The sequence below is a fragment of the Curtobacterium sp. BRB10 genome (genome assembly GCF_031844325.1).
GTDB classification, from domain to species: Bacteria; Actinomycetota; Actinomycetes; order Actinomycetales; family Microbacteriaceae; genus Curtobacterium; species Curtobacterium poinsettiae_A.
Genome location: NZ_JAUZVA010000006.1, coordinates 64,061 through 85,771, shown reverse-complemented (window position 1 = coordinate 85,771; position 21,711 = coordinate 64,061). Strand labels below are relative to the sequence as shown.

The 21,711-nt window shown below is 71.6% G+C and carries 19 protein-coding genes; 14 read left to right on the top strand and 5 right to left on the bottom strand.

The window, feature by feature from the left end; genetic code table 11:
• The first annotated feature begins 91 nt into the window (after window positions 1-91).
• Together Q9R26_RS13865 and Q9R26_RS13860 are read left to right on the top strand one after the other, a co-directional pair.
• Entirely contained in the window at window positions 92-988 is an 897-nt protein-coding gene (locus Q9R26_RS13865) for a patatin-like phospholipase family protein (RefSeq protein WP_311227599.1), read from the top strand.
• Entirely contained in the window at window positions 985-3,078 is a 2,094-nt protein-coding gene (locus Q9R26_RS13860; RefSeq protein ID WP_311227598.1) for an alpha/beta fold hydrolase, read from the top strand. The genes Q9R26_RS13865 and Q9R26_RS13860 overlap by 4 nt, the downstream gene beginning before the upstream one ends.
• Window positions 3,079-3,117: 39 nt before the next feature.
• Here Q9R26_RS13860 and Q9R26_RS13855 read toward each other — a convergent pair whose 3' ends face one another.
• Window positions 3,118-4,311, bottom strand: a complete 1,194-nt coding sequence (locus Q9R26_RS13855; protein WP_311227597.1) for an acyl-CoA dehydrogenase family protein — start codon at window positions 4,309-4,311, stop codon at window positions 3,118-3,120.
• Window positions 4,312-4,358: 47 nt separating this feature from the next.
• On the opposite strand from Q9R26_RS13855, the gene Q9R26_RS13850 reads away from it, so the two are divergent.
• Window positions 4,359-4,967 carry a QsdR family transcriptional regulator gene (locus Q9R26_RS13850; protein ID WP_071247243.1) on the top strand — a complete coding sequence of 203 codons (609 nt, stop codon included), beginning with the start codon at window positions 4,359-4,361 and terminating at the stop codon, window positions 4,965-4,967.
• Window positions 4,964-5,407 carry a thioesterase family protein gene (locus Q9R26_RS13845; RefSeq protein WP_311227596.1) on the top strand — a complete coding sequence of 148 codons (444 nt, stop codon included), beginning with the start codon at window positions 4,964-4,966 and terminating at the stop codon, window positions 5,405-5,407. The genes Q9R26_RS13850 and Q9R26_RS13845 overlap by 4 nt, the downstream gene beginning before the upstream one ends.
• Window positions 5,408-5,412: 5 nt before the next feature.
• Here Q9R26_RS13845 and Q9R26_RS13840 read toward each other — a convergent pair whose 3' ends face one another.
• The gene (locus tag Q9R26_RS13840) at window positions 5,413-5,853 is read right to left on the bottom strand and encodes a VOC family protein (protein WP_182065547.1); all 441 of its coding nucleotides are present in this window, start codon (window positions 5,851-5,853) and stop codon (window positions 5,413-5,415) included.
• Between the two features lie 221 nt (window positions 5,854-6,074).
• The gene (locus Q9R26_RS13835) at window positions 6,075-9,539 is read right to left on the bottom strand and encodes a bifunctional proline dehydrogenase/L-glutamate gamma-semialdehyde dehydrogenase (RefSeq protein WP_311227595.1); all 3,465 of its coding nucleotides are present in this window, start codon (window positions 9,537-9,539) and stop codon (window positions 6,075-6,077) included.
• 105 nt (window positions 9,540-9,644) lie between these two features.
• On the opposite strand from Q9R26_RS13835, the gene Q9R26_RS13830 reads away from it, so the two are divergent.
• The 4 genes from Q9R26_RS13830 to Q9R26_RS13815 all read left to right on the top strand — a co-directional run bounded on the left by Q9R26_RS13830 (window position 9,645) and on the right by Q9R26_RS13815 (window position 15,180).
• Entirely contained in the window at window positions 9,645-10,547 is a 903-nt protein-coding gene (locus Q9R26_RS13830; RefSeq protein ID WP_311227594.1) for a LysR substrate-binding domain-containing protein, read from the top strand.
• Between the two features lie 159 nt (window positions 10,548-10,706).
• On the top strand, window positions 10,707-12,566 hold the full coding sequence (locus Q9R26_RS13825; protein WP_311227593.1) for a hypothetical protein: 1,860 nt from the start codon (window positions 10,707-10,709) through the stop codon (window positions 12,564-12,566).
• Between the two features lie 252 nt (window positions 12,567-12,818).
• Window positions 12,819-14,405, top strand: a complete 1,587-nt coding sequence (locus Q9R26_RS13820; protein ID WP_259577478.1) for a putative Ig domain-containing protein — start codon at window positions 12,819-12,821, stop codon at window positions 14,403-14,405.
• A gap of 142 nt (window positions 14,406-14,547) precedes the next feature.
• Window positions 14,548-15,180 (top strand): FMN-dependent NADH-azoreductase, encoded by a 633-nt coding sequence (locus Q9R26_RS13815; RefSeq protein ID WP_209050656.1) that lies wholly within the window; start codon window positions 14,548-14,550, stop codon window positions 15,178-15,180.
• 21 nt (window positions 15,181-15,201) lie between these two features.
• Here Q9R26_RS13815 and Q9R26_RS13810 read toward each other — a convergent pair whose 3' ends face one another.
• The gene (locus tag Q9R26_RS13810) at window positions 15,202-16,245 is read right to left on the bottom strand and encodes an MBL fold metallo-hydrolase (RefSeq protein WP_311227592.1); all 1,044 of its coding nucleotides are present in this window, start codon (window positions 16,243-16,245) and stop codon (window positions 15,202-15,204) included.
• 121 nt (window positions 16,246-16,366) lie between these two features.
• Between Q9R26_RS13810 and Q9R26_RS13805 the strand changes: the two genes are divergently transcribed.
• The 5 genes from Q9R26_RS13805 (at window position 16,367) to Q9R26_RS13785 (ending at window position 19,667) form a co-directional block, all read left to right on the top strand.
• Window positions 16,367-17,551 (top strand): hypothetical protein, encoded by a 1,185-nt coding sequence (locus Q9R26_RS13805; RefSeq protein WP_311227591.1) that lies wholly within the window; start codon window positions 16,367-16,369, stop codon window positions 17,549-17,551.
• 26 nt (window positions 17,552-17,577) lie between these two features.
• Complete coding sequence (locus Q9R26_RS13800; RefSeq protein WP_311227590.1) at window positions 17,578-18,036, top strand: hypothetical protein; 459 nt, start codon at window positions 17,578-17,580, stop codon at window positions 18,034-18,036.
• A 143-nt stretch (window positions 18,037-18,179) separates the two neighbouring features.
• The gene (locus tag Q9R26_RS13795; protein WP_311227589.1) at window positions 18,180-19,223 is read left to right on the top strand and encodes an ATP-dependent DNA ligase; all 1,044 of its coding nucleotides are present in this window, start codon (window positions 18,180-18,182) and stop codon (window positions 19,221-19,223) included.
• A gap of 142 nt (window positions 19,224-19,365) precedes the next feature.
• Window positions 19,366-19,527, top strand: a complete 162-nt coding sequence (locus tag Q9R26_RS13790) for a hypothetical protein (protein ID WP_163343780.1) — start codon at window positions 19,366-19,368, stop codon at window positions 19,525-19,527.
• On the top strand, window positions 19,524-19,667 hold the full coding sequence (locus Q9R26_RS13785) for a hypothetical protein (RefSeq protein WP_155896788.1): 144 nt from the start codon (window positions 19,524-19,526) through the stop codon (window positions 19,665-19,667). Before Q9R26_RS13790 ends, Q9R26_RS13785 begins: the two co-directional genes overlap by 4 nt.
• A 23-nt stretch (window positions 19,668-19,690) precedes the next feature.
• Here Q9R26_RS13785 and ligD read toward each other — a convergent pair whose 3' ends face one another.
• Window positions 19,691-20,713: a non-homologous end-joining DNA ligase gene (gene ligD / locus Q9R26_RS13780; RefSeq protein ID WP_311227588.1), complete on the bottom strand. Its 1,023-nt coding sequence runs from the start codon at window positions 20,711-20,713 to the stop codon at window positions 19,691-19,693.
• 157 nt (window positions 20,714-20,870) lie between these two features.
• On the opposite strand from ligD, the gene Q9R26_RS13775 reads away from it, so the two are divergent.
• Window positions 20,871-21,707 (top strand): DUF429 domain-containing protein, encoded by an 837-nt coding sequence (locus Q9R26_RS13775; RefSeq protein ID WP_311227587.1) that lies wholly within the window; start codon window positions 20,871-20,873, stop codon window positions 21,705-21,707.
• The last annotated feature ends 4 nt before the right edge of the window (window positions 21,708-21,711 follow it).

The following is a 21,711-nucleotide window of genomic DNA, read 5'->3' as shown; positions in this document are numbered from 1 at the left end:
ACCGACGCGGACGGGGTTGTCCACAGGCGGATCCTCCACAGGACGCACCGGGCTCGACCAGCCCGTCGCACGCAGCTGGTAAGCAGGACACATGACCGACGTCAGCACGCCCGTTCCCGGATCCAGAGCCCTCGTCCTCGGTGGCGGAGGTGTCGCCGGCATCGCGTGGGAAGTCGGTGTCCTCGTCGCCCTGCAGGAAGCCGGCGTCGACCTCGACGCCGCCGACCTCGTCGTCGGCACCAGCGCCGGCAGCGTTGTCGGCGCGTTCGTCCGGAACGGTGCCGTCCAGCAGGCCTACGACCAGCAGCACACCCCGGCGCCGACCACCTACCAAGAGCCGGCCCCCATCGACGTCGAGGCTGTGCAGCAGCACATCGGCGCAGCACTGCAGGGCGCGACCGGCGAGCAGGACGCCCGCGCTCGCCTCGGTCAGGCCGCTCAGCAGGTCGTCGGCGGACAGAGCGACGACGAGCGCACGGTGACCTTCGGCGAGACGCTCCCGTCCACCGAGTGGCCGGAGAAGCCGCTCGCCGTCACCGCGGTCGACGCCACCGACGGCACCTTCCGCCTGCTGACGGCGGCCGACGGCGTGCCGCTCCCCCGCGCGGTCGCGGCGAGCTGCTCGGTGCCCTTCGTCTGGACACCGGTCGTCATCGACGGCCGCCCGTACGTCGACGGTGGTGTCCGCTCCGGCACCAACGCCGACGCCGCTGCCGGGTACGAGCGCGTGCTCGTCATCGCCTGCGGCCCCGAAGGGCCGTCACCGTGCGGGCCGTGGCTCGACGTCGCCGTCGAGGCCCTGCGCGCCGGTGGTTCGTCGGTCGAGGTCGTGGTGGCCGACAGCGCCTCCCAGCAGGCCTTCGGCACGAACTCGCTCTCGCTCGCCACCCAGGCGCCGTCGGCCGAGGCCGGACACGCCCAGGGCACCGCGGTCGCCGAGCAGGTCGCCGCCTTCTGGGCCGAGGACCTGGCGAGCGTGCACGCATGAGCACCCCGTTCTCCGACCTCGACCAGTACGTCGCGCTCCCCCGCGTCGACGGCATCGACATCAGTCCCGACGGCACCCGCGTCGCCCTGACGGTCAGTGCACTCGACGCGGACGGCACCGGGTACCGCCGGTCGATCTGGCAGGTGCCAGCAGCCCCGGCCGAGGACACGGACGACGCCGGCGCGTCCGCCACGCGCCCGGTCCGCCTCACGCGATCCGCCAAGGGCGAGGGCGGCATCGCCTTCACCCGCACCGGCGACCTGCTCTTCGTCTCCGCCCGGCCCGACGCCGACGCCACCGACCTCGAGGCGGCCCAGCTCTGGGTCCTGCCCGCGACCGGTGGCGAGGCCCGCCCACTCACCCGCCTGGCCGGGGGCGTCGGTGGGGTCCTGGCCACCGCGGCGTCGTCGGACGTCGTCGCACTGACCGCCGACCTGCTGCCGGGCGCCGGGTCCGACCCCGCGACCGTGCTCGAAGCCGACGCGGAGCTCCGGAAGACCCGGAAGGCCAAGCAGGTCCGCGCGATCCTGCACGAGACCTACCCGGTCCGGTACTGGGACCACGACCTCGGCCCGGCGCAGACGCACGTCCTGACGCTCGACACGACCGGCGACGACACCGACACGGCCGGCGACGACACCGACAGTGACGCAGCCGGCGCCAGCGCCGGACACGTCCGGCCCGTCGACCGCACACCGGCCCCCGGCCGCTCGCTCGACCACGTCAGCGGCGCGCTCACGCCCGACGGCTCGGCCCTGCTGGCATCCGTGGGCGTCCGGGAGGCCCGGGGGGACCGCTCGACCCTCGTCACCATCGACCTGTCCACCGGCCACCGCACGGTGCTGTTCGACGACGTCGACGTCGACCACGAGATGCCGACACTCAGCCACGACGGCCGGACGATCGCCTGGGTCCGCACCGTCCGCTCCACCCCGGCCGGCGCGAACCAGCAGGAGGTCTGGGTCGCCGAGATCGACGGCTCCGACGCCCGCCGCGTCGCGACCGACTGGGACCGCTGGCCGAGCGAGCTCGTGTTCGAGCACGGCGACCGCGCGCTCCTGGCGGTCGCCGACCAGGACGGCCGCGCGCCGGTCTTCCGCATCCCCCTCGACGGCGGAGCCGTCGAGCAGCTGACGCACGACGACTGGGCGTACTCGAGCCTGCGCGTGGCGGCGGCGACGGGCGTGGTGGTGGCGCTCCGGGCCTCCTGGGCGGCCCCGCTGCACCCGGTGCGGATCGCGGCGGACGGCACGGTGACCCCGTTGGCGACGCCGGCGCCCCTGCCGGACGTGCCCGCCCACCTGGAAGAGGTCGAGACGACCGCAGCCGACGGCGTCCGCGTGCGCGGCTGGCTGGTCGTGCCCGAGGGTGAGGGACCGCACCCGCTCGTCCTGTGGATCCACGGCGGACCGCTCAACTCGTGGAACCAGTGGTCGTGGCGCTGGAACCCGATGCTGCTCGCAGCCCGGGGCTACGCCGTCCTGCTGCCGGACCCCGCGCTGTCCACCGGCTACGGACTCGACTTCGTGAACCGCGGCTGGAACGCCTGGGGGCAGGCGCCGTACACCGACCTGATGGCGATCACCGACGTGGTCGAGGCGCGGGCGGACATCGACGCGACCCGCACCGCTGCGATGGGCGGGTCGTTCGGCGGGTACATGGCGAACTGGGTCGCCGGGCACACCGACCGCTTCCGCGCGATCGTCACCCACGCGAGCCTGTGGGCGCTCGAGCAGTTCAACGGCACGACGGACTCGTCGCAGTACTGGTCGTCGATCTTCGACGCCGAGGGGATCGCGGCGAACGACCCGCACCGGTTCGTGGCCGAGATCACGTCACCGATGCTCGTCATCCACGGCGACAAGGACTACCGGGTGCCGATCGGCGAGGGGCTGCGGCTCTGGTCCGAGCTCGCGGAGCACCACGCGGCGCCCGACGGCTCGATGCCGCACCGGTTCCTGTACTTCCCGGACGAGAACCACTGGGTGCTCGCTCCGCAGCACGCCGTGGTCTGGTACGAGACGGTGTTCGCGTTCCTCGGGCAGCACGTGCTCGACCAGGAGTGGGAGCGGCCGGCGCTGCTCGGGTAGCGCACCCGTCCGGCGATCCGGGGCGGGCCGGGCGGGCCGCTAGACGAACGCGGCCTGCCCGGTGATCGCCCGACCGACGATCAGGGTGTTGACCTCGCGCGTGCCCTCGTACGAGTAGATCGCCTCGGCGTCGGCGAAGAACCGGGCCACGCCCTTGTCGAGCACGATGCCGTTGCCGCCCTGCACCTCGCGGCACCAGGCGACGGTCTCCCGCATCTTCGCGGTGGCGAACGCCTTGGCCATCGCGGAGTGCTCGTCGCCGCCGACGCCGGCGTCCTGCATGGCCGAGGCCTGCGTGCACAGTGCGATCGAGGCCGTGATGTTCGACAGCGACTTGACGAGCAGGTCCTGCACGAGCTGGTGCGCAGCGATCGGCTTACCGAACTGGATCCGCTCGCGGGCGTAGGCCAGCGCGGCCTCGTACGCCCCGACGGCGATGCCGACGGCCTGCCAGGCGACCTCGGTGCGGGTCAGTCGGAGCACCTCGGCGGTCGAGCGGAACGACGTCGCGTTCTGCAGCCGACGCGACTCGGGCACCCGGACGTCCTGCATGACGATGTCGGCGTTCTGCACGCCGCGCAGGGCGATCTTGTCCTCGATCTTGGTCGCGGTGAAGCCCGCGGTGTCGGTGGTGACGAGGAAGCCCTTGACCTGACCGTCGGCGACGTCCTTCGCCCAGATCACGACGACGTCGGCGAAGGTGGCGTTGCCGATCCAGCGCTTCTCGCCGTCGAGCACCCACTCGTCGCCCTCGCGCCGGGCGGTGGTGCGCAGGCCCTTCGCCGAGTCACTGCCGGAGTACGGCTCGGTGAGCCCGAACGCCCCGACGATCTCACCCGTGGCCATCCGCGGGAGCCACTCGCGCTGCTGTTCGTCGCTGCCGGCGACCGCGATCGAGTTCATCGCCAGGCCGGACTGCACGCCGATGAAGGTGGCGACGCTCGCGTCCACACGTCCGAGTTCGAGGGCCGCCCAGCCGCGGTACACGGCCGAGTTCTCGAACTGCCGCACGAGCGGGACGCCCGGCCCGTACATGCCGAGCTCGGCCAGCGGCGCGATCACCTGCATCGGGAACTCGGCGCGCGCCCAGTACTCGTCGGCGATGGGCGCGACCTCGCGCTCGAGGTACTGCCGGAGCTGCCCGAGCGACGTGCGCTCCTGCTCCGTGAGCTGCTGCTGGAAGCCGTAGAAGTCCGATTCGAGCAGGGGCGTCGCGGGCACGGTCGTTGACATGGCAACCACGATGCATCATTCTCGAAAACGTTGCAAGAGAGGATCGCGTGTACACATCGGATTCAGCGCTGCGCGCCTTCCGGGAGGCCCGTCACACCTTCATCGCCGGCTCACGGATCGACATGGGGGCGTTGGCTGCAGCACTCGGCGTCGACCGCACGTCGCTGTTCCGCTGGGTCGGCAACCGTGACCGGTTGCTGTCCGAGATCCTGTGGTCCCTCGCAGTCCCGACCCTCGACGGGGCCACCCACGCCGCCGACGAGATCGGGGCGACCGGAGCGGCCCGGCTCGTCGTCGTGCTCGACCGGTTCACCGCCGACCTGATCGACGCCCCGTACTTCCGGGCGTTCCTGACCCGCGAACCCGCTCGGGCGATGCGTCTGCTCACCACCTCGGACAGCGACGTGCAGAGCCGGTTCGTCGCCCGGGTCACCGCACTCATCGAGCAGCAGGAGTCGTCCGGTACGTTCGACCCGGCACCGTTGTCGGCCGAGGAGCTCGCACGGCTGCTCGTCCGGATCTCCGAGTCGTTCACCTACGCCGAGTTCATCTCCGGTGAGACCCCTGATCCCGACCGGGCCCGTGCGGCGTTCGAGTACGTCCTGCGGCCCGACGCGGTGCACGCCACACCCGCACCACCGATCGGAGACCGATGACCATCGCCGAGTACCCGTTCCGTCGGACCTACCCCACCAGGTGGAACGACAACGACATGTTCGGGCACGTGAACAACACGATCTACTACTCGGCGATGGACAACGCGTCGACGTACTGGTTCCGCGAGGTCGCCGGGCTCGACCCGTTCTCGTCGGAGTGGATCGCCGTCCTGGTGTCGTCGAGCTGCCGGTTCGTCGAGTCCGCCGTCTGGCCGGACGTCATCGAGGTCGGGATGCGCTCGAAGCACCTCGGCACCACGAGCCTGTCGTGGGAGTTCGGCCTGTTCCGGCAGTCCGACGATGCCCTGCTCGCCACGGGTGAGTTCGTGCACGTCATCATCGACCGCGAGGGCGCCCGCCGTCCGGTCCCGCTGCCCGCAGAACTCCGCGAGCTCGTGACCGGCTCGATGGTCGCGTCACAGCCCGCCGCCGCCGACTGAGGACCTCACTCCTTCAGAGCAGCGAGCTCGAGGTTGATGTCGTCGGGGTCCTGCACGGACAGGATCACCATGCCGGCGTCCCCGAGGTCGGTCACCTCGCCGTGCTCGACACCCGCGGCGTCGAGGCGTGCAGCGGCCTGGTGCAGCTCGTCGACCGACCCCACGACGAAGCTCACGTGGTCGAGGCCGACGGTGTCCGGGTTGAACGTCTGCCCCGCCGGGGCGACCGGGCGGAGGCCGAAGACCTGGTCGCCGAGCTGGAACACGGAGCCGCCGTAGAAGCGCTCGCGGTCCTCGCGCACGCCGGGCTCGTCGACCTGGTCGCTGAAGTCGATCGCCGGGTCGGTGCCGAGCAGCTGCTGGTAGAACGCCTTGCTGCGGTGGATGTCGGTCACGGTGACGCGGACGTGGGCCAGGGCGGTCGGGCGTGCGAACGGTTCGGTCATGGTGGAGCTCCTCAGGGTTGCGCGCCGTGGTTGCGACGCGCTCCCGAGGCAACGCTCGGTCCCTCCGAAGCACCCGAGGCCGTGCGGCGACCGGACAGCCACGTACACGACGTTCCACACGCCGCAGAGCCGAAGTGCCCCCGAACCACGCGATCGCGCGGTTCGGGGGCACTTCGGTTGCGCAAGCGGCGCTGGACCCGAACGCCAGCGCCGCGGTCCGGTCAGATCAGGTCGTCGGTCAGGTGGTTCGGCGTGCCGAAGCGGTGCGCCGTGATCGACACCGCCTGCTCGCGGACGAACGGCAGGATCTCGAGCCGCCCGGCCTCGGTCACTGGGCCGCCGTACACCGCGACGTCCGGACGGCCTCCGACGGCCGAGTACAGCGCCGAGGTGTCGCCACCGATGAGCCGCACCCGGGTCGACGGTCCCGAGGCGACCGAGCTCGCGAAGGCCTCGTCGGACACCGTCTGCGACAGCGAGCGGACGATCGGCAGCGAGCGGATCGCCGAGGCGACGGCCGACGGCAGCGTCGCGGCCGTGGAGACCTCGATCGTCGTGCCGGCACGGAGTGCAGCGGCGACGACGCGGACGAGCTCCGGGACAGCGTCCTCGTCGGCAGCGGCCAGCCGCACCTGCACCGACGGGAACGGCAGGTACCGCGCGATGTTCCGCTCGGCGCTGAGCGCCGAGACGTCGATCGCGGTGCCGAACAGCGTCGACCACGCCTGCTCGTCCGAAGCCAGCGAGCGGTCGAGCGCCTCCGAGCTCACCTCGGCCGCCCGGACGAACGCCGAGACCGGACCCGACACGGCGACACCGGACGCGGCGACCGCCGGCGCAGGCGTCCACGACCCGAGCCCGAGCAGGTAGTTCAGCCCACCGGCCTTGGTGCCCGCGCCGACCGCCGACTTCTTCCAGCCGCCGAACGGCTGACGGCGGACGATGGCGCCCGTGATGCCGCGGTTGACGTAGAGGTTGCCCGCCTGGATCCGCGACAGCCACGTGCCGATCTCGGCCGGGTCGAGCGAGTGCAGGCCCGAGGTCAGGCCGTAGTCGACCTCGTTCACGATGTCGATCGCCTCGTCGAGCGAGTCCGCGGTCATCATGCCGAGGATCGGGCCGAAGTACTCGGTGCGGTGGAACTCGGAGCCACGGCGGACGCCCTGTCGGACACCCGGGCTCCAGAGCCTGCCGGTCTCGTCGAGCTGCTTCGGCTCGACGGCCCAGGACTCCCCCGCGCCGAGCTTCGTCAGGCCGTCGAGCAGCTTGCCCGAGGCCGGCTCGATGACCGGGCCCATCTGGGTCGCGGCGTCGGTCGGGTAGCCCACCGTGAGCGAGGCCACCGCGTCGAGCAGCTGGTTCCGGAAGCGCTTCGACCTGGCGACCGAGCCGACCATGACGACGAGGGACGCGGCCGAGCACTTCTGGCCGGCGTGGCCGAAGGCCGATGCGACGACGTCCTTCACGGCGAGGTCGAGGTCGGACGACGGCGTGACGATCACGGCGTTCTTGCCCGAGGTCTCGGCGAGCAGCGGCAGGTCGGGACGGAACGAGCGGAACAGCTCGGCCGTCTCGTACGCACCGGTGAGGATGACCTGGTCGACCATCGGGGACGCGATGAGCTGCTGCCCGAGGTCGTTCTCCGACACCTGCAGGAAGGCGAGCACGTCGGCCGGGGCCCCGTGCGCGTCGAGCGCGGTCTCGATGATCGAGGCGAGCACTGCCCCGGAGCGCTCGGCGGGCGGCGCGGGCTTCAGCACGACGGCCGACCCGGCCGCCAGCGCAGCGAGGGTCGATCCGGCGGGGATCGCCACGGGGAAGTTCCACGGCGGCGCGACCAAGGTCAGCGCCGCGGGCGTGAAGGTCGCACCGTCGACGTCGTCGAGCGAGGACGCCAGGGTGCCGTAGAAGTGCGCGAAGTCGATCGCCTCGGACACCTCGGGGTCGGCCTGGTCGATGGTCTTGCCGGTCTCCGACGCCATGACCTCGATGAGCGCGGCGCGGTTCGCCTCGAGTGCGTCGCCGACGGCGTGGAGCACGGCGCCACGTGCGCCACCGGACCAGGTGCCCCAGACCGCACCGGCGGCCTTGGCGCGGCCGAGCGCGGTGTCGAGCGCCGTGGCGGAGTCGACCCGGGCCTCCTGGACGGCCCGGACACCGAGCGTCGACGAGGCGACCCGCGCGGTGATGGCGTCGCCCCAGGCGCGGACGGCGCCGACCGAGGGGTCGCTGTCCGGGGTGTTCTCGAAGTGACCGGGGCCGGGGCGGCCGACGGCGGCGTACCGGTCGGCGACGCGGTGCGACGGCGGTGCGTCGAGTCCGCCGGGCTGCGCAAGCGGCTCGAGCGAGGCGCGGAAGCGGGCTTCCTCGCGGGCGAACAGCGGCGGCGAGGAGACCAGCGAGAAGACCGCGGACATGAAGTTGTCCTGCGACGCGCCCTCTTCCAGACGACGGATCAGGTAGGCGATCGCGACGTCGAACTCGCCCGGGTGGACGACCGGCGTGTAGAGCAGGAGCGAGCCGACCGTGTTCTTCACGGCCGACGCCTGCCCCTGCGCCATGCCGAGCAGCATCTCGAACTCGATGCCGTCCCGCACCCCGCGCTCACCGGCGAGCAGCCACGCGTGCGCGACGTCGAACAGGTTGTGCCCGGCGACACCGACGCGCACGTTCTCGACGCGCGAGGGGGTGAGCGCCCAGTCGAGCACGCGCTTGTAGTTGGTGTCGGAGTCCTGCTTGGTGTGCCAGGTGGCGAGCGGCCAGCCGTGCACCGAGGCCTCGACCTGCTCCATCGGCAGGTTCGCGCCCTTGACCAGCCGGACCTTGATGCCGGCACCACCACGGGCACGGCGGGCGGCGGACCACTCCTGCAGCTCCTGCATCGCGGCGAGCGCGTCGGGCAGGTACGCCTGCAGCACGATGCCGGCTTCGAGGCCGAGGAACTCGGGCTCGTCGAGGAGCTTCGTGAAGACCGCGATGGTGAGGTCGAGGTCCTTGTACTCCTCCATGTCGAGGTTGATGAACTTGGCCGGGCTGGCGGCTGCGGCGCGCTGGAAGAGCGGTCGGAGCTGCTCGACGATGTCGTCGACCGCGTGGTCGAACGCCCACGGCGAGTGCGGGTGCACGGTCGAGGACACCTTGATCGAGACGTAGTCGACGTCGTCGCGGGCCAGCAGCTTGTGCGTGCCCTCGAGTCGGCGGGCGGCTTCGCGCTCGCCCAGCACGGCCTCGCCGAGCAGGTTGACGTTGAGGCGGACGCCGTCGCGCTTGATGCCGGCGATGGCCGGGCCGAGCTTGGAGTCGGTGGCGTCGACGATGAGGTGGCCGACCATGTTGCGGAGGACGCGTCGGGCGATGGGGACGACGACGTTCGGCAGCACCGGGGCCATGCCGCCGCCGAGTCGGACGAGTCCGCGGAGCGCGGCGGGCAGGAACCCGGGGGCGTCCGGGGCGATCTGTCGGAGCTTGCGGGCGGCGACGGCGAGGTCTTCCGGTCGCACGACCCCGTCGACGAACCCGACGGCGAAGTCGAGTCCCGCGGGGTCGGCGAGCACCCCGGCGAGCTGCTTCGCGGAGCCGTCGACCGGGTAGGTCTCGGCCTCGGCGAGCCACTGTCGGACGAGCGCGACGGACTGGTCCGCCAGGGCGTCGTGGTCGATGGCGGAGTCCTCGTGCAACGTCGTCATGGGTTCAGTGTGGAGGTCCGGGATGCAGTAGCGGAAGTGAGCGTTCCTGATGGATACCGTTCAGTTGCGCTACCGTTCCGGGCTCGGCCCGGCTAGCGTCGGACCATGCTCGACGTCCGCCGTCTCGTGCTCCTCCGTGAGCTGTCCATCCGCGGCACGATCGCGGCCGTCGCCGAGGCCGTGAACTTCACCCCGTCGGCGGTCTCGCAGCAGCTGAGCGCCCTGGAGCGGGAGGCCGGCGTGCAGCTCCTCCGCAAGGCCGGGCGACGGCTGCAGCTCACCCCGCAGGCCGAGGTGTTGGTCGCCGCGGCGGGCCAGGTGCTCGACGTCCTCGAGCACGCGCAGTCGCAGGTCGAGGAGACCCTGTCGTCCGTGCAGGGCCGCGTCCGGGTCGCCGTGTTCCAGTCCGCGGCCCTCGCCCTGATGCCGAGCGCCCTGCACGAGATGGCCACGGAACACCCCGACGTCCGGGTCGAGATGGTGCAGCGGGAACCGGAGACCGCACTGAACGAGACGTGGGCTCGCGACTTCGACATGGTGATCGCCGAGCAGTACCCGGCCCATGCCGCTCCGCACCTGCCCGGGCTCGACCGCTCCGACCTGACGACCGATGCGGTCCGGCTCGCCCTGCCCCCGCTCGACACGGCCCTGCGCCCGGTGGGGTCGCTCGAGGACGCGCGCACCATGCCCTGGGTGATGGAGCCCCGGGGCACCGCGTCGCGGCACTTCGCCGAGCAGGTCTGTCGGCGCTGGGGCTTCGAGCCCGACGTCCGGTACGAGACCGCCGACCTGCAGACGCAGATCCGCCTGGTCGAGTCGGGCAACGCCGTCAGCCTGATGCCGGACCTGATGTGGACCGGTCGGACGACGACCTGTCGGCTGCTCGAGCTGCCGGAGGGCCCCCGACGCACGATCTTCACGGTGGTGCGGTCCGCGGGGTCGTCGTCCCCGGCGGTCCGCGCACTCCGCGACGCGCTCGAGCGTGCGGCAGCAGCCGTCGCCGACTGATCCGCCGGCGCGTACGCCGTCCAGCGCACGCCATCCAGCGCACTCCCTCCAGCGCCGTGACCGGATCGAGACCTGTGCATCCGTCAGGATCTCGTGGACGCGGACATCTCCTGGATGAGGGCACCTGCCGGTGCCCCGACCGCATCCGAGGGGGATCCCATGAACCAGCCCTGCACCGCCACCACGCGACGGGTCGCCGCCATCGGCGCAGCCGTCGCCATCGTCACCGCGTCGTCGGCGTTCGGCATCGGCACCGCGACCGCCGTCGCGGCCGAGCCCACGACCACCACGAGCACGGCGACACCCGGTATGCCCGTCGCGCCCGTCGCGCCCGTCGCGCCCGTCGCGACGGTCGACACGGACGAGCAGCCGGGAGGCCCCTCCACCGACCCGACGCCGACCGCCGTCCCAGGAACGCCGGCACCAGAGCCCACGACACCCACCGCACCGGCCACGCCTGTGGCACCAGCGGCGCCGGCGGCGGCCGAGCCGACCCCGGCCGCCGAGGACGGCAGCGACCTCGCCTTCACGGAACCGTCCACTGCCGAGGACCCGATCGAGCTCACCGCCACCAGCGGCACGCCCTTCACCCGCATCTTCGAGACCACCGGCGGCGACGGCACCGTCGGCTACGCCATCCAGGACGCCCCGTCTTCCGACTACTGGGTCAACGTCGACACCGGTGTCCTGAGCGGCGACCCGAAGGAGGCCGGGACCTTCCGGTTCCAGGTCGTCGCCCTGAGCGGCTCGACGGAGATCACGCAGTACGTCGAGCTGACGGTCGCACCCGGCGACCCTGTGGGCGTGACGTTCAGTGTCGCCACCCCGAACCACGACGGGCTGTGGCAGGTCGAGACCGACGGCACGATCTGGGAACAGGCCGCTGGGCAGGGCCGCGTCCGCATCGTGCCCAACATCCCGGTCGCCGAGGGAACCCCGCTCACGCTCGCCGGCCTGGCGGTCGACGCGTACGGCAACCGGACCACGCCGGGTCCGGACTACCCCCGGTCGACGGTCACGAGCACGGACGACTCCGACGCGGCGGTGTGGAACGACGGGGGCTCCTCGAACACCGTGACCTTCGGCGGCACCGGCACCCGGACCGTGACGGTCTCCGAGGGGGGCGTCTCCACGTCGTTCGAGGTCGTGGTCGGCGGCGAGGACACCGACGAGCCCGCCGCCCCGGACACCATCACGTTCACGGAACCCTCGACGCCCGAGTCGCCCATCCGCATCGAGACCACCGCGGGCGAGCAGATCGAGCGCACCTTCACCGCGACGGGGTCGTCGACGGAACTGCACTACGTCCTGCTGACCGGCCCGACGGCGTTCCCCGTGCCGGGCAACGAACACCCGATCGCACCGCTCGGCCTCGCCGTCGGTGACACGAGCGGGGTCCTGAGCGGTGCCCCGACGGTGGCCGGCGAGTACGACTTCCAGGTCATGGCCATGAACGGGTCCCGCGCTGCCACCCAGTACGTCCACCTGTCCATCCGTCCCGCCGCGACGAAGGAACTCAGCCTGCTCGTCGGCACGATCGGGTCCCCGAAGGGGTGGCTCCGGGATGCCGAGGGCCTGCGCGAGGTCTTCGCGGAGAGCCCGAAGTCGATCCCGGTCGACGCCGTCCCGGTGGCCCAGGGGTCGACGATGGTCGTCCGGGTGACGGCCCTCGACGCGTTCGGGAACAGCACGAAGGAGTCCGACGGCGCGCAGCCGGTCGTGACGAGCAGCGTGGCCAGCGACGAAGTGACGCTGCCGTACGGCGAGTGGGAGCCCCGCGTCGGGTTCCCGCACGCCTCGCCGCACACCATCACGGTCGCCCTCGGTGACGTCTCGACCACGTTCGACGTGGACGTGCGGCCGACGGTCGCGACCGTCGGCAACCCGACCCCGACGGCAGGCGGCGGGCACCTCGCCTACACGGGCGCCGACGCCTCCGGGCCGCTCGCGTGGGCGCTGGGCCTGCTCGCCGCCGGCGGCGGTCTGCTGGTCCACCGTCTGCGTCGCCGTCGCGCCTGAGACGCGGCCCCAACGGACGGGAGGCGCGGTGCGGGCGTGCACCGCGCCTCCCGTCCGCCCTTCCGCACCCACAGGACGCGCCGCGCGTGCGGGGGTCAGGCGGTTTCCCGCACGCACCCCCAACCCGGGTCACATTCCGGTGAATCGTCACAGCCCGGCAACGTCATCCCGCTACGATCCGAGAGCGCCGACATTCTCGGCAAATTCACATGATCCGGGCGAAGAGCCCGGACCGACCCCTGGGGGGAACCCGTGCACCGCAGCACCTCCACCGTCCGTCGCGCCTGCGCCGTCGGCACCACCGTCGCACTGGTGGGCCTGACCACCGGCCTCGGCATCATGACCGCGACGGCCGCCAACGCCGAGACGCTCGACACGACGCAGCCGGTCGTGGCTGCCGAGACGCCCGCCCCGGTCGTCTCCGACGAGACGCCCACGCCGACGGACCCGCCCGCCGAGACCGCGCCCGAGACCCCGGCTCCGGCCGAGGAGACCCCGGCGGCACCCACCCCCGAGGCCGGCGAGCCGGCCGCACCGGAGACCACCGCGCCTGCCGCCACCGAGGCCCCGAAGCCGACCGAGACGCCGAAGCCCGACGTCACGGCCAAGGCCGCCGACGCCACCGTCACCATCGAGGGCACGGCGAAGGTCGGCACCCGACTCGTCGCCGTCGTCACCGGCTTCGACGACGAGGCGGGGTACAAGTACTCGTGGACCGACCAGGACGGCAACGTCCTGTCGAAGGCCGCGAGCTACGTCGTCGACCCGACCGACGTCCGCAAGACCATCACCGTCGCCGTGACGGGCACGCTGCCCGGCGCGACCGAGACCTCCACGGTCGAGTCCGAGGCCACCGCGGCCGTGACGCAGACGCCGGCGTTCCTCGGCGAGGACGGCCAGCCCACCGAGGCCGGCGCCACGCAGGACAGCCCGCTCGAGCTGAGCACCGCCGCCGGTGACGCCTTCTCGCACACCTTCCGTGCGCAGGGCTTCCCGGAGCCGAAGTACAGCCTCGCCTGGTTCTCCGAGGACGATGCCGAGTACGCCGAGGAGTTCCCCGAGGACGAGGCGGCCCCCGAGGACCAGCTCCCCGACGGTCTGACCTTCGACGCCTCGACCGGTGAACTCAGCGGCGTCACGACCGACGCGTGGGACTACGAGTTCGCGGTGACCGCGACGAGCGGAACCGAGTCCGTCACCCAGTACGTGTCACTCACCGTCGAAGCCGGCGCTCCGCTCGGCGTGCAGGTCTACACGATCGACCGTTCGCAGCTGGAAGCCGAGAAGCAGCGCTCGTGGGTCATCGCGCCCGACGGCTCCGTCTACACGGTCGACGCCGAGTCCACCGACGACTCCTTCTCGGTCGTGTTCACCGACGGCGGTCGTCCGACCGTGAAGCAGGGCGGCACGCTCGTCGTCCAGGGCGGGCTCGTCGACCGGTACGGCAACGACATCCTGGCCGACGAGGACGAGACGGTCCTGCCGACCGTCACGTCGGACGTCGCCAGCGACGTGATCGCTCCGGACCCCGAACTCGGTGACTTCGGCATCGTCGGCGTCACGTTCCCGCACGCCTCGGTGCACAACCTGTCCGTCGCCTTCGGTTCGTTCAGCACGTCGTTCGCCGTCGACGTCCAGCCGACCGCGGTCGCCGGCATCGCCGACCCGACCCCGGTCGCGCCGGCAGCGGCCCCGGTCGCCCCGGTCAACACCGGTGGCCAGCTCGCCTACACCGGCTCGGACACCACCGACGCACTGCCGTGGGCCCTGGGCCTGCTCGTCGCCGGTGCCGGCCTCATCGGCGCCCGCTTCGCGCGCCGTCGCCGCGCCCAGCGCTGACACCCTGAGACGTCTCCCGTCCGTCGCGTGCCCGCGCGGTGGACGGGAGGCCCGTGACGGCCCCGCCTGCTCCTCCACCGGAGCAGGCGGGGCCGTTTCCGCATCCGCGCCCGGCCGGGTCCGCGCCGGTAGCGTTGGCGACATGCCCACGCTGCTGCACATCGACTCCTCGGCCGACCTGTCCCACTCCCGCTCGCGTGCCCTGACCGCGGCCTTCGCCGACGCCTGGCGCGCCCGCGGCCCGGAGTACACGGTCGTCCGGCGGGACCTGCACGTCGACCAGCTCCCCCACCTCGAGAGCTCGGCGCTGCACTGGGCCGCCGCCGACCGCACCGCGGAGGAGACCGTCGCGCCCGAGGCAGAGGCCCTGCGCCAGGCGGTCATCGACGAGCTCCTGGCCGCCGACGTCGTCGTGGTGGGTGCGCCGCTGTACAACTACACCGTGCCGTCGACCCTGAAGGCCTGGATCGACCGCATCCACGTGCCCGGCATCCTGACCGGCGGCGTGCAGCCCCTGGCCGGCCGCCCCGTCGTCACCGTGGTGAGCCGCGGAGCCACCTACGACGCCGGCACCCCGACCGAGGGCTGGGACCACGGCTCCCCCGTCCTGCACATCGTGCTCGGCACCGCGCTCGGCATGAAGCTGTACCCGATCACCGTCAGCGCGACCCTGGCCGACCGGCTGCCGGATCTCGCACCGCTGGCCGAGCACGCCGCCGCGGAGTTCGCCGACGCGAAGACGACGATCGAGCGGCTCGCGACGACGCTCGGCTGACCCGCGCGTCCGTGGCGCTCGTCAGGCGGGCCGGACCTCGTCGGCCCGCCCGAGCAGGTCTGCGTGGAAGGCCGTCTGCGTCAGCGCGCTCGCGAGCAGGAACCCGGTCATCGACTCGATCCCACCGCTGAAGGGCACCCGGGCGGCGACCTCGAACAGCGTCGGACGGGCCAGCGCGTCGAGGGCCGCCGCGACGTGACGTGAGCGTTCCTCCCGGTGCCGGGCCAGGGTCTGCGCGCGGGTGACGACGTCACGGAACCGGTACTCGTGCCCCGGGCAGACCTCGAGGTCGGAGTACGGCTCGAGCCGCGCGAGCGAGGCGAGGTAGTCCCCGAGCGGGTTCGTGCCGGTCCGGCCTCCGAGCCCGATGCCGGAGTTGATCCGCGGCAGCACGTGGTCGCCGGAGAACAGCAGACCGTCGGGCTCGTCGAGGAAGCAGACGTGCCCGGCCGTGTGCCCCGGAGTCCACAGTGTGCGGATCGTCCGGCCGGGGATCGGCAGCGGGTCGCCGTCCTCGAGCAGGACGTCGGCGAACGGCGCCTCGATCCGGCCCATCCCGATCCGGCGACCGCTGCCCCACGCCTCGACGACCCCGGCCCGCAGGTGTTCGGGCAGCCCCCACGTCGCGATGTCGGCGTCGTTCCGCTTCGCGTCGGTGCGCTCCCGTTCGAGCGCGCGCACCTCGAGGCCGTGCATCGCCACACGTGCACCCGTCGCCCGGCGGACGGCCGCCGCGGCACCCAGGTGGTCCGCGTGCAGGTGCGTCACGGCCACGAGCGACACGTCGTCCAGGGTGCGTCCGATCGCTGCGAGCCCGTCCCGCAGCTCGGCGAGCCCACCGTCGGCCGACCACCCGGGGTCGATCACCGCGAGCGAGCCGTCCGACCCCTCGACGACGTAGACCAGGGTCGCGTCGGGCACCCCGAACCGGAACGGCACCGCGAGGGTCCAGATGCCCGGCCGGACCTGCTCGACGGGTGGCAGGACGCCGTCGCGGAGCGCGGCGGCCTGCACGGGGCTGATCGGTTCCGGGGCCGGCGCTGCCGGCGGGGGCACGGTCGTCACGCTCGCCACGATACCGACGCCGCGGGTTCATGCTGCAGGAGCAGTGCCGTGCAATCTATTGTTTCACCTTTGGTATTCCACTATGTTCAGACGTGATCGCTGATCCCGACGAGAGGAATCCATGCGCAAGTTCACAGTCCTGATCGCGAGCATCGGTCTTGCGGCCACATCGATGACGATCTCCCCGTTCGCAGCAGCGAGCGCTTCCCCCGGGCCGACGATCGACGGAACCGCGACACGGGCGGACGGATCGCCGTTCTCGAGGGGCGCGCCCGTCGCACTGTTCGCAACTGCTCGAGACCATGCCGACTCCACGGTGGGCCGGACCGTCGAGTCCGTCCGCGTCGCGACATCCCGCGTCGGAGCGAGTGGGGCCTTCGAGTTGACCATCGGCGACATCGCGACGGTCGAAGCGTTGGCGGACGAGTCCGCCGTCGTCGACTTCGAGGTCCGCGCCGTGGACGGGACTGCACTGGCCCCCTTCTCGATCAGCCGCAAGATCGTCCACGCCGACGGTCGAGTGCTCCTGGTTGACCCTGCCTTCGACCAGGAGACGTCGCCGGCTCGGGCAGCTACGACCGAACCGTTGCAGATCACCGGAACCACCACCATCGAATCTCCACTGGAAGCCGGCTTGATCGCGGAGGGATCAGCCCCGGCGGTCCAAGGTTCGGGCGCAGCGCCGATGACGCAGGTGTGCGGGGAGACGAAGACCAAGAATCTGGGTACCCGTCGCGTGCTGGTCGGGGCGACCTACGCGATGGCCGGCTCGACGACCGGGAGGTTCACGTACAAGGCCGGGGCTTCGTCCAGCCTCGGAGTGGCGTACTCGGCCAGCGGGCGAGGCGGCACCTGGTCGAAGGCGGGCACGACAAGTCGCTCGTCGACCGCAGGCGTGAGCTTCGGATCGCGGACTGGCGGCAATGCGTACTCGACGTACTTCACCTACGGTCAGTACGCCCAGTGGTGCCGTCCGCTCGGGAGCTCGAAGAACAACGTGTACAACCACGTCGTGAAGGCGAACGGCTACGCGGGTGGCTCCTCCGTCAGGAGGGCTCCTGTTCCATCGGCAAAGTACTGCACACCGCTGAGCCGACGAGACACGGTCACGCGGAAGACGACGACGTCGAACACGTGGAGCAATGCAGTCAACTTCAGCGGACCGCTCGGAGTGAACCTCACGGCGAAGACCGGTTGGTCGTCTTCGGCTTCGATGTCGTACACGAACAACTCATCTTCGAACAAACGCATCTGCGGCACACACGGCTACTGGGGAGGCACGCCCATCCGGGCGGTGACCAAGTGAAACGTGCAGGAGTTCCCGCTCTCGCGGTGGCCCTCACGCTCGGGATCACCTCGTGCACACCGTCGACGAACGGACCGCTCCGGTTCACCGACAGCGGCACTGTCTGGTGCCAGAGCGCCCGCCTCGATGGTTCGATCGGCATCCCGATCGACAGGGAAAGCGGCCCGTCCGTCGTGGTCACCGGCATCAGAACTCCGGAGCAGATCGGCGTGACGACGCACGAAGTCCTGCTGGTTCCGGTCTCCCCGTACAGCAGGACCGGGTCGGTGTCGTGGCCGTTGGCGGAGGAATGGGGCGATCCGAGGTCTGCGATCGGCCGGTCTGTTCCCGCAGGTGAGCACTTCGACCTCGCCATCCACCTGTCACGCGACAAGGGAACATCAGGTTCGACAGGACCCATCTTCATCGACTACCAAGCCGAAGGCCGCTCGTACACCGCCAACACGCACACGCAGGTGGAGATGGAGCCGGACTGCCGACGCTGAACACGCTTGCAGTGCATGGTGAGCAGAAATGGTCGGGTGCCGGCACTGGACCCGACCATTTCTGCTCACCGAGCACATCCACCGGGCGGAGCACGGGCCTCCAGGCAGACAGCCCTGCCGACGCGCGCGAGTAGACAGGACGCATGGAGATCGCACCGATGCTCGCCAAGGCCGTCGCCACCGTCCCCGACCCGGACAGCACGAAGGGCGGGCTGCGGTACGAACCGAAGTGGGACGGCTTCCGTGGGATCGTGACCATCGACGGTGACGACGTCGAGATCGGCAGTCGCGGGTCCAAGCCGCTCACCCGGTACTTCCCCGAGCTCGTCGAGGCGTTCCGCGCGCAGTTCGGCGGCCGCGACCACCCGGTCGTCCTGGACGGCGAGGTGATCCTGCGCTCCGGCGAGCCCGGCGCCGAGCGGCTGGACTGGGAGGCGCTGTCGCAGCGCATCCACCCGGCGGCCTCACGGATCGCCAAGCTCAGCGTCGAGACCCCGGCGCAGTTCGTGGCGTTCGATCTGCTGGCGGTCGACGGACAGGAGCTCCTCGACCTGCCCTTCGACGAGCGCCGCGAGCGCCTGGAGCAACTCGGCGACGCGATGACCGACCCGCTCTTCGTCACCCGCACCACGCTGGACGTCGAACAGGCGCGCGAATGGCTCACCACCTTCGAGGGCGCCGGGCTCGACGGCGTCGTCGCGAAGCCGCGCGCACGGCCCTACGAACCGAACAAGCGCTCGATGCTCAAGATCAAGCACCACCGCACCGCCGACGTCGTAGCCATCGGCTACCGCGTGCACAAGAGCGGCTCCGGCGTCGGGTCCCTGCTGGTCGGCCTGTACGACGCGAACGGCGAGCTCCGCCAGGTCGGCGGCGTCTCCGCCTTCTCCGACAAGCGCCGGGCCGCGTTGATCGACGAGCTCGAGCCCGTCGTGCTCCGCGATGCGGACGGGAGGCCCGTCACCGGTGACGGGGAACGGTCACGGTTCTCGTCGGGTCGCGACACGTCGTTCGTCCGGCTGGCGCCGGAGCTGGTGCTCGAGGTCCGGTACGACCAGATGGAGGGCGACCGGTTCCGGCACACCGTGCAGTTCGAGCGGTGGCGACCCGACCGTGACGCGAAGTCGTGCGGGTTCGAGCAGCTCGAGGTGCCGAGTGCGTACGACCTGAGCGACGTGCTGTCCTGACGCGGAACGCACTGTGGTGTCCGTTTGTCGCTGTTCTGTCACGTTCGGCGAAAAGTAGTTAGCCGAACTAGCGAAGCCGTGCCAGGATGATGTCAGCAGCACGAGGCGTCCAGTCCGGACGCCCGGATCGAAAGCGGTCGACATGAGCACCAGCACGCTTGTCCGCCACCCGCGGCGGAGCCCCTTCACAGAAGTCCGAGAGGCACGGCGCCAGCGCGTCCTGCAGCTCAGCGCGGTCATCAGCGCCATCGCCGGCGTGACCGCCACGGCGCTCGCACTCGTCACGGTCGGACTCGGCTCGTGATCGTCGACGGCATCACCGACGTGCACCGCGGCACCTGGTCGCGGCTCACCCGCCTGCACACCGCCAGCATCGGGTTGCCGACGCACACCACGCGCGTCGAGGACCCGGACCGTCAGCGGGACGTCTCCTCCGCAGCCTGAGGCTCAGCGTCGGCCGCTCGGCATCAGCTGGGCTTCTTCGCCCGTGAGGGCTGCACACGCGGCGGCTCCCCGGGCATCTTCGGGAAGTCCGGCGGGAACGGCAGCTCCCCCTCGCCGTTCGCCAGGTCCCGCTCCCACCACTCGAGCAGCGGGGCGATGCTGCCCGGCTGCTCCCCCATCGACTCCCACGGGTCACCCGTGGTCAGCAGCCGCTCCGGCACCGTGCGGATCGTGAAGGCCGTCGGGTCCGCGGTGCGCAGTTCGTCCCAGGTGATCGGCGTGGACACCGAGGCGTGTGCGAGAGCTCGGGGGCTGTAGGCACCGGCCATCGTGCGGTCGCGGTTCGCCTGGTTGAAGTCGACGAAGATCCGCTGCCCCCGCTCCTCCTTCCACCACGCCGTCGTGACCCGGTCTGGCATCCGGCGTTCGAGTTCGCGCGCCGCGGCGATCACCGCGTGCCGCACCTCGAGGAACTCGTGCTCGGGCCGGATCGGCGCGAACACGTGCAGGCCGCGGTTGCCGCTCGTCTTGATCCAGGTGGTCAGGCCGACCTCGTCGAGGACCTTCCTGAGTTCCTCGGCCACCGGCACCGTGTCGCCGAAGTCCGTGCCGGGCTGCGGGTCGAGGTCGATCCGCAGCTGGTCCGGGTGATCGCTGTCCTCGGCACGAGAGGCCCACGGGTGGAAGACCACCGTGTTCATCTGGGCGGCCCACACCGCCACCGCCGGCTCGTCGATCACGAGCTGCGGGTGCGAGCGGGCGCTCGGGTAGGTCACCGTGATCGAGCGGACGTAGTCGGGCGCACCCTTCGGCGGGTTCTTCGAGAAGAACTGCTCGCCGTCGACGCCGCCCGGGAACCGCTGCAGCGAGATCGGCCGGTCGCCGTTCGCCCGGACGAAGGCGTCGCCCACCGTCACGAGGTACTCCGCCAGGTCGAGCTTCGTGATGCCCGCTTCGGGCCAGAGCACCCGCGCGGGGCTGCTGACCCGGACCTCGCGGTCACCGTCGGGCCCCGGCACCCGCACCGTCGTCGCTTCGCTCGCCATGCAGCGGACCGTACACGCGTGGCAGCCGCCCGCCCGCAGCCGGGTGTGCGCCGACGCGCTCCCGCTGGACACCGGTGTTCCCAGGTCGAACACGCGCACGCCGGTGTTCAGCGCGCGGACACCGGTGTATTGCGGCCGGGGTCGGCAGGATGGGCGGGTGAACGCGTACCTCGGCATCGACCTGGCGTGGGGTCTCGGCTCCGAGCGGAAGGCCGCGAACGAGACCGGGCTGGTGGCGATGGACCACGACGGCACGATCACCGACGCCGGGTGGGCCCGCGGGGTCGACGCCGTCACGGACTGGATCGCCCAGCACCTCGGGCCACGATCCCTGATCGCCGTGGACGCCTCGCTCGTCGTGACGAACCCGACGGGCATCCGCGAGTCCGAGCGGCAGGTCGGGCAGCGCTACGGCCGGTGGAAGGTCGCCGCGAACCCGACCAACCAGGCATCGGCGGCGAGCGCCGGCTCAGCGCTGCTCGACCGGCTGACCGCGCTGGGCGTCGGGTACGTCTCCGACACGGATTCGATGCGACGACGCACCGGTCCGGCGATGTTCGAGTGCTACCCGTACACGACGCTGGTCGGGGTGGAGGAGCTCGGCTACGACGTGGAACGGCCCCGGTACAAGCGGCTCGATCTCCGGATCCCCGCTGCCGAGGCACGTGCCCGTCGTGCCGAGGCCTTCGACGAGCTGATCCGGCGGCTGCGCGAGACCCCGCTCGACCCGCCGCTGCTGCTCGACTCGCACCCGCTGACGCGGCGGCTCGCCGACCCGTCGGTGCTGCACGGTCCGACGCACAAGCACCGCGAGGACCTGCTCGACGGCGCCCTGTGCGCGTGGACGGCGGCGTTCTGGGAGCGACACGGCGACCAGCGCGTGCAGATCCTGGGAGGTGATCGGGGCCTCCCGTCCGACCCGCTGGACGAGGCGGGCCGCCGGCCCGTCGTGGTGGCACCCGCGCGCCCGTCGCAGCGGAGGCCGCGCGGCTAGGGTT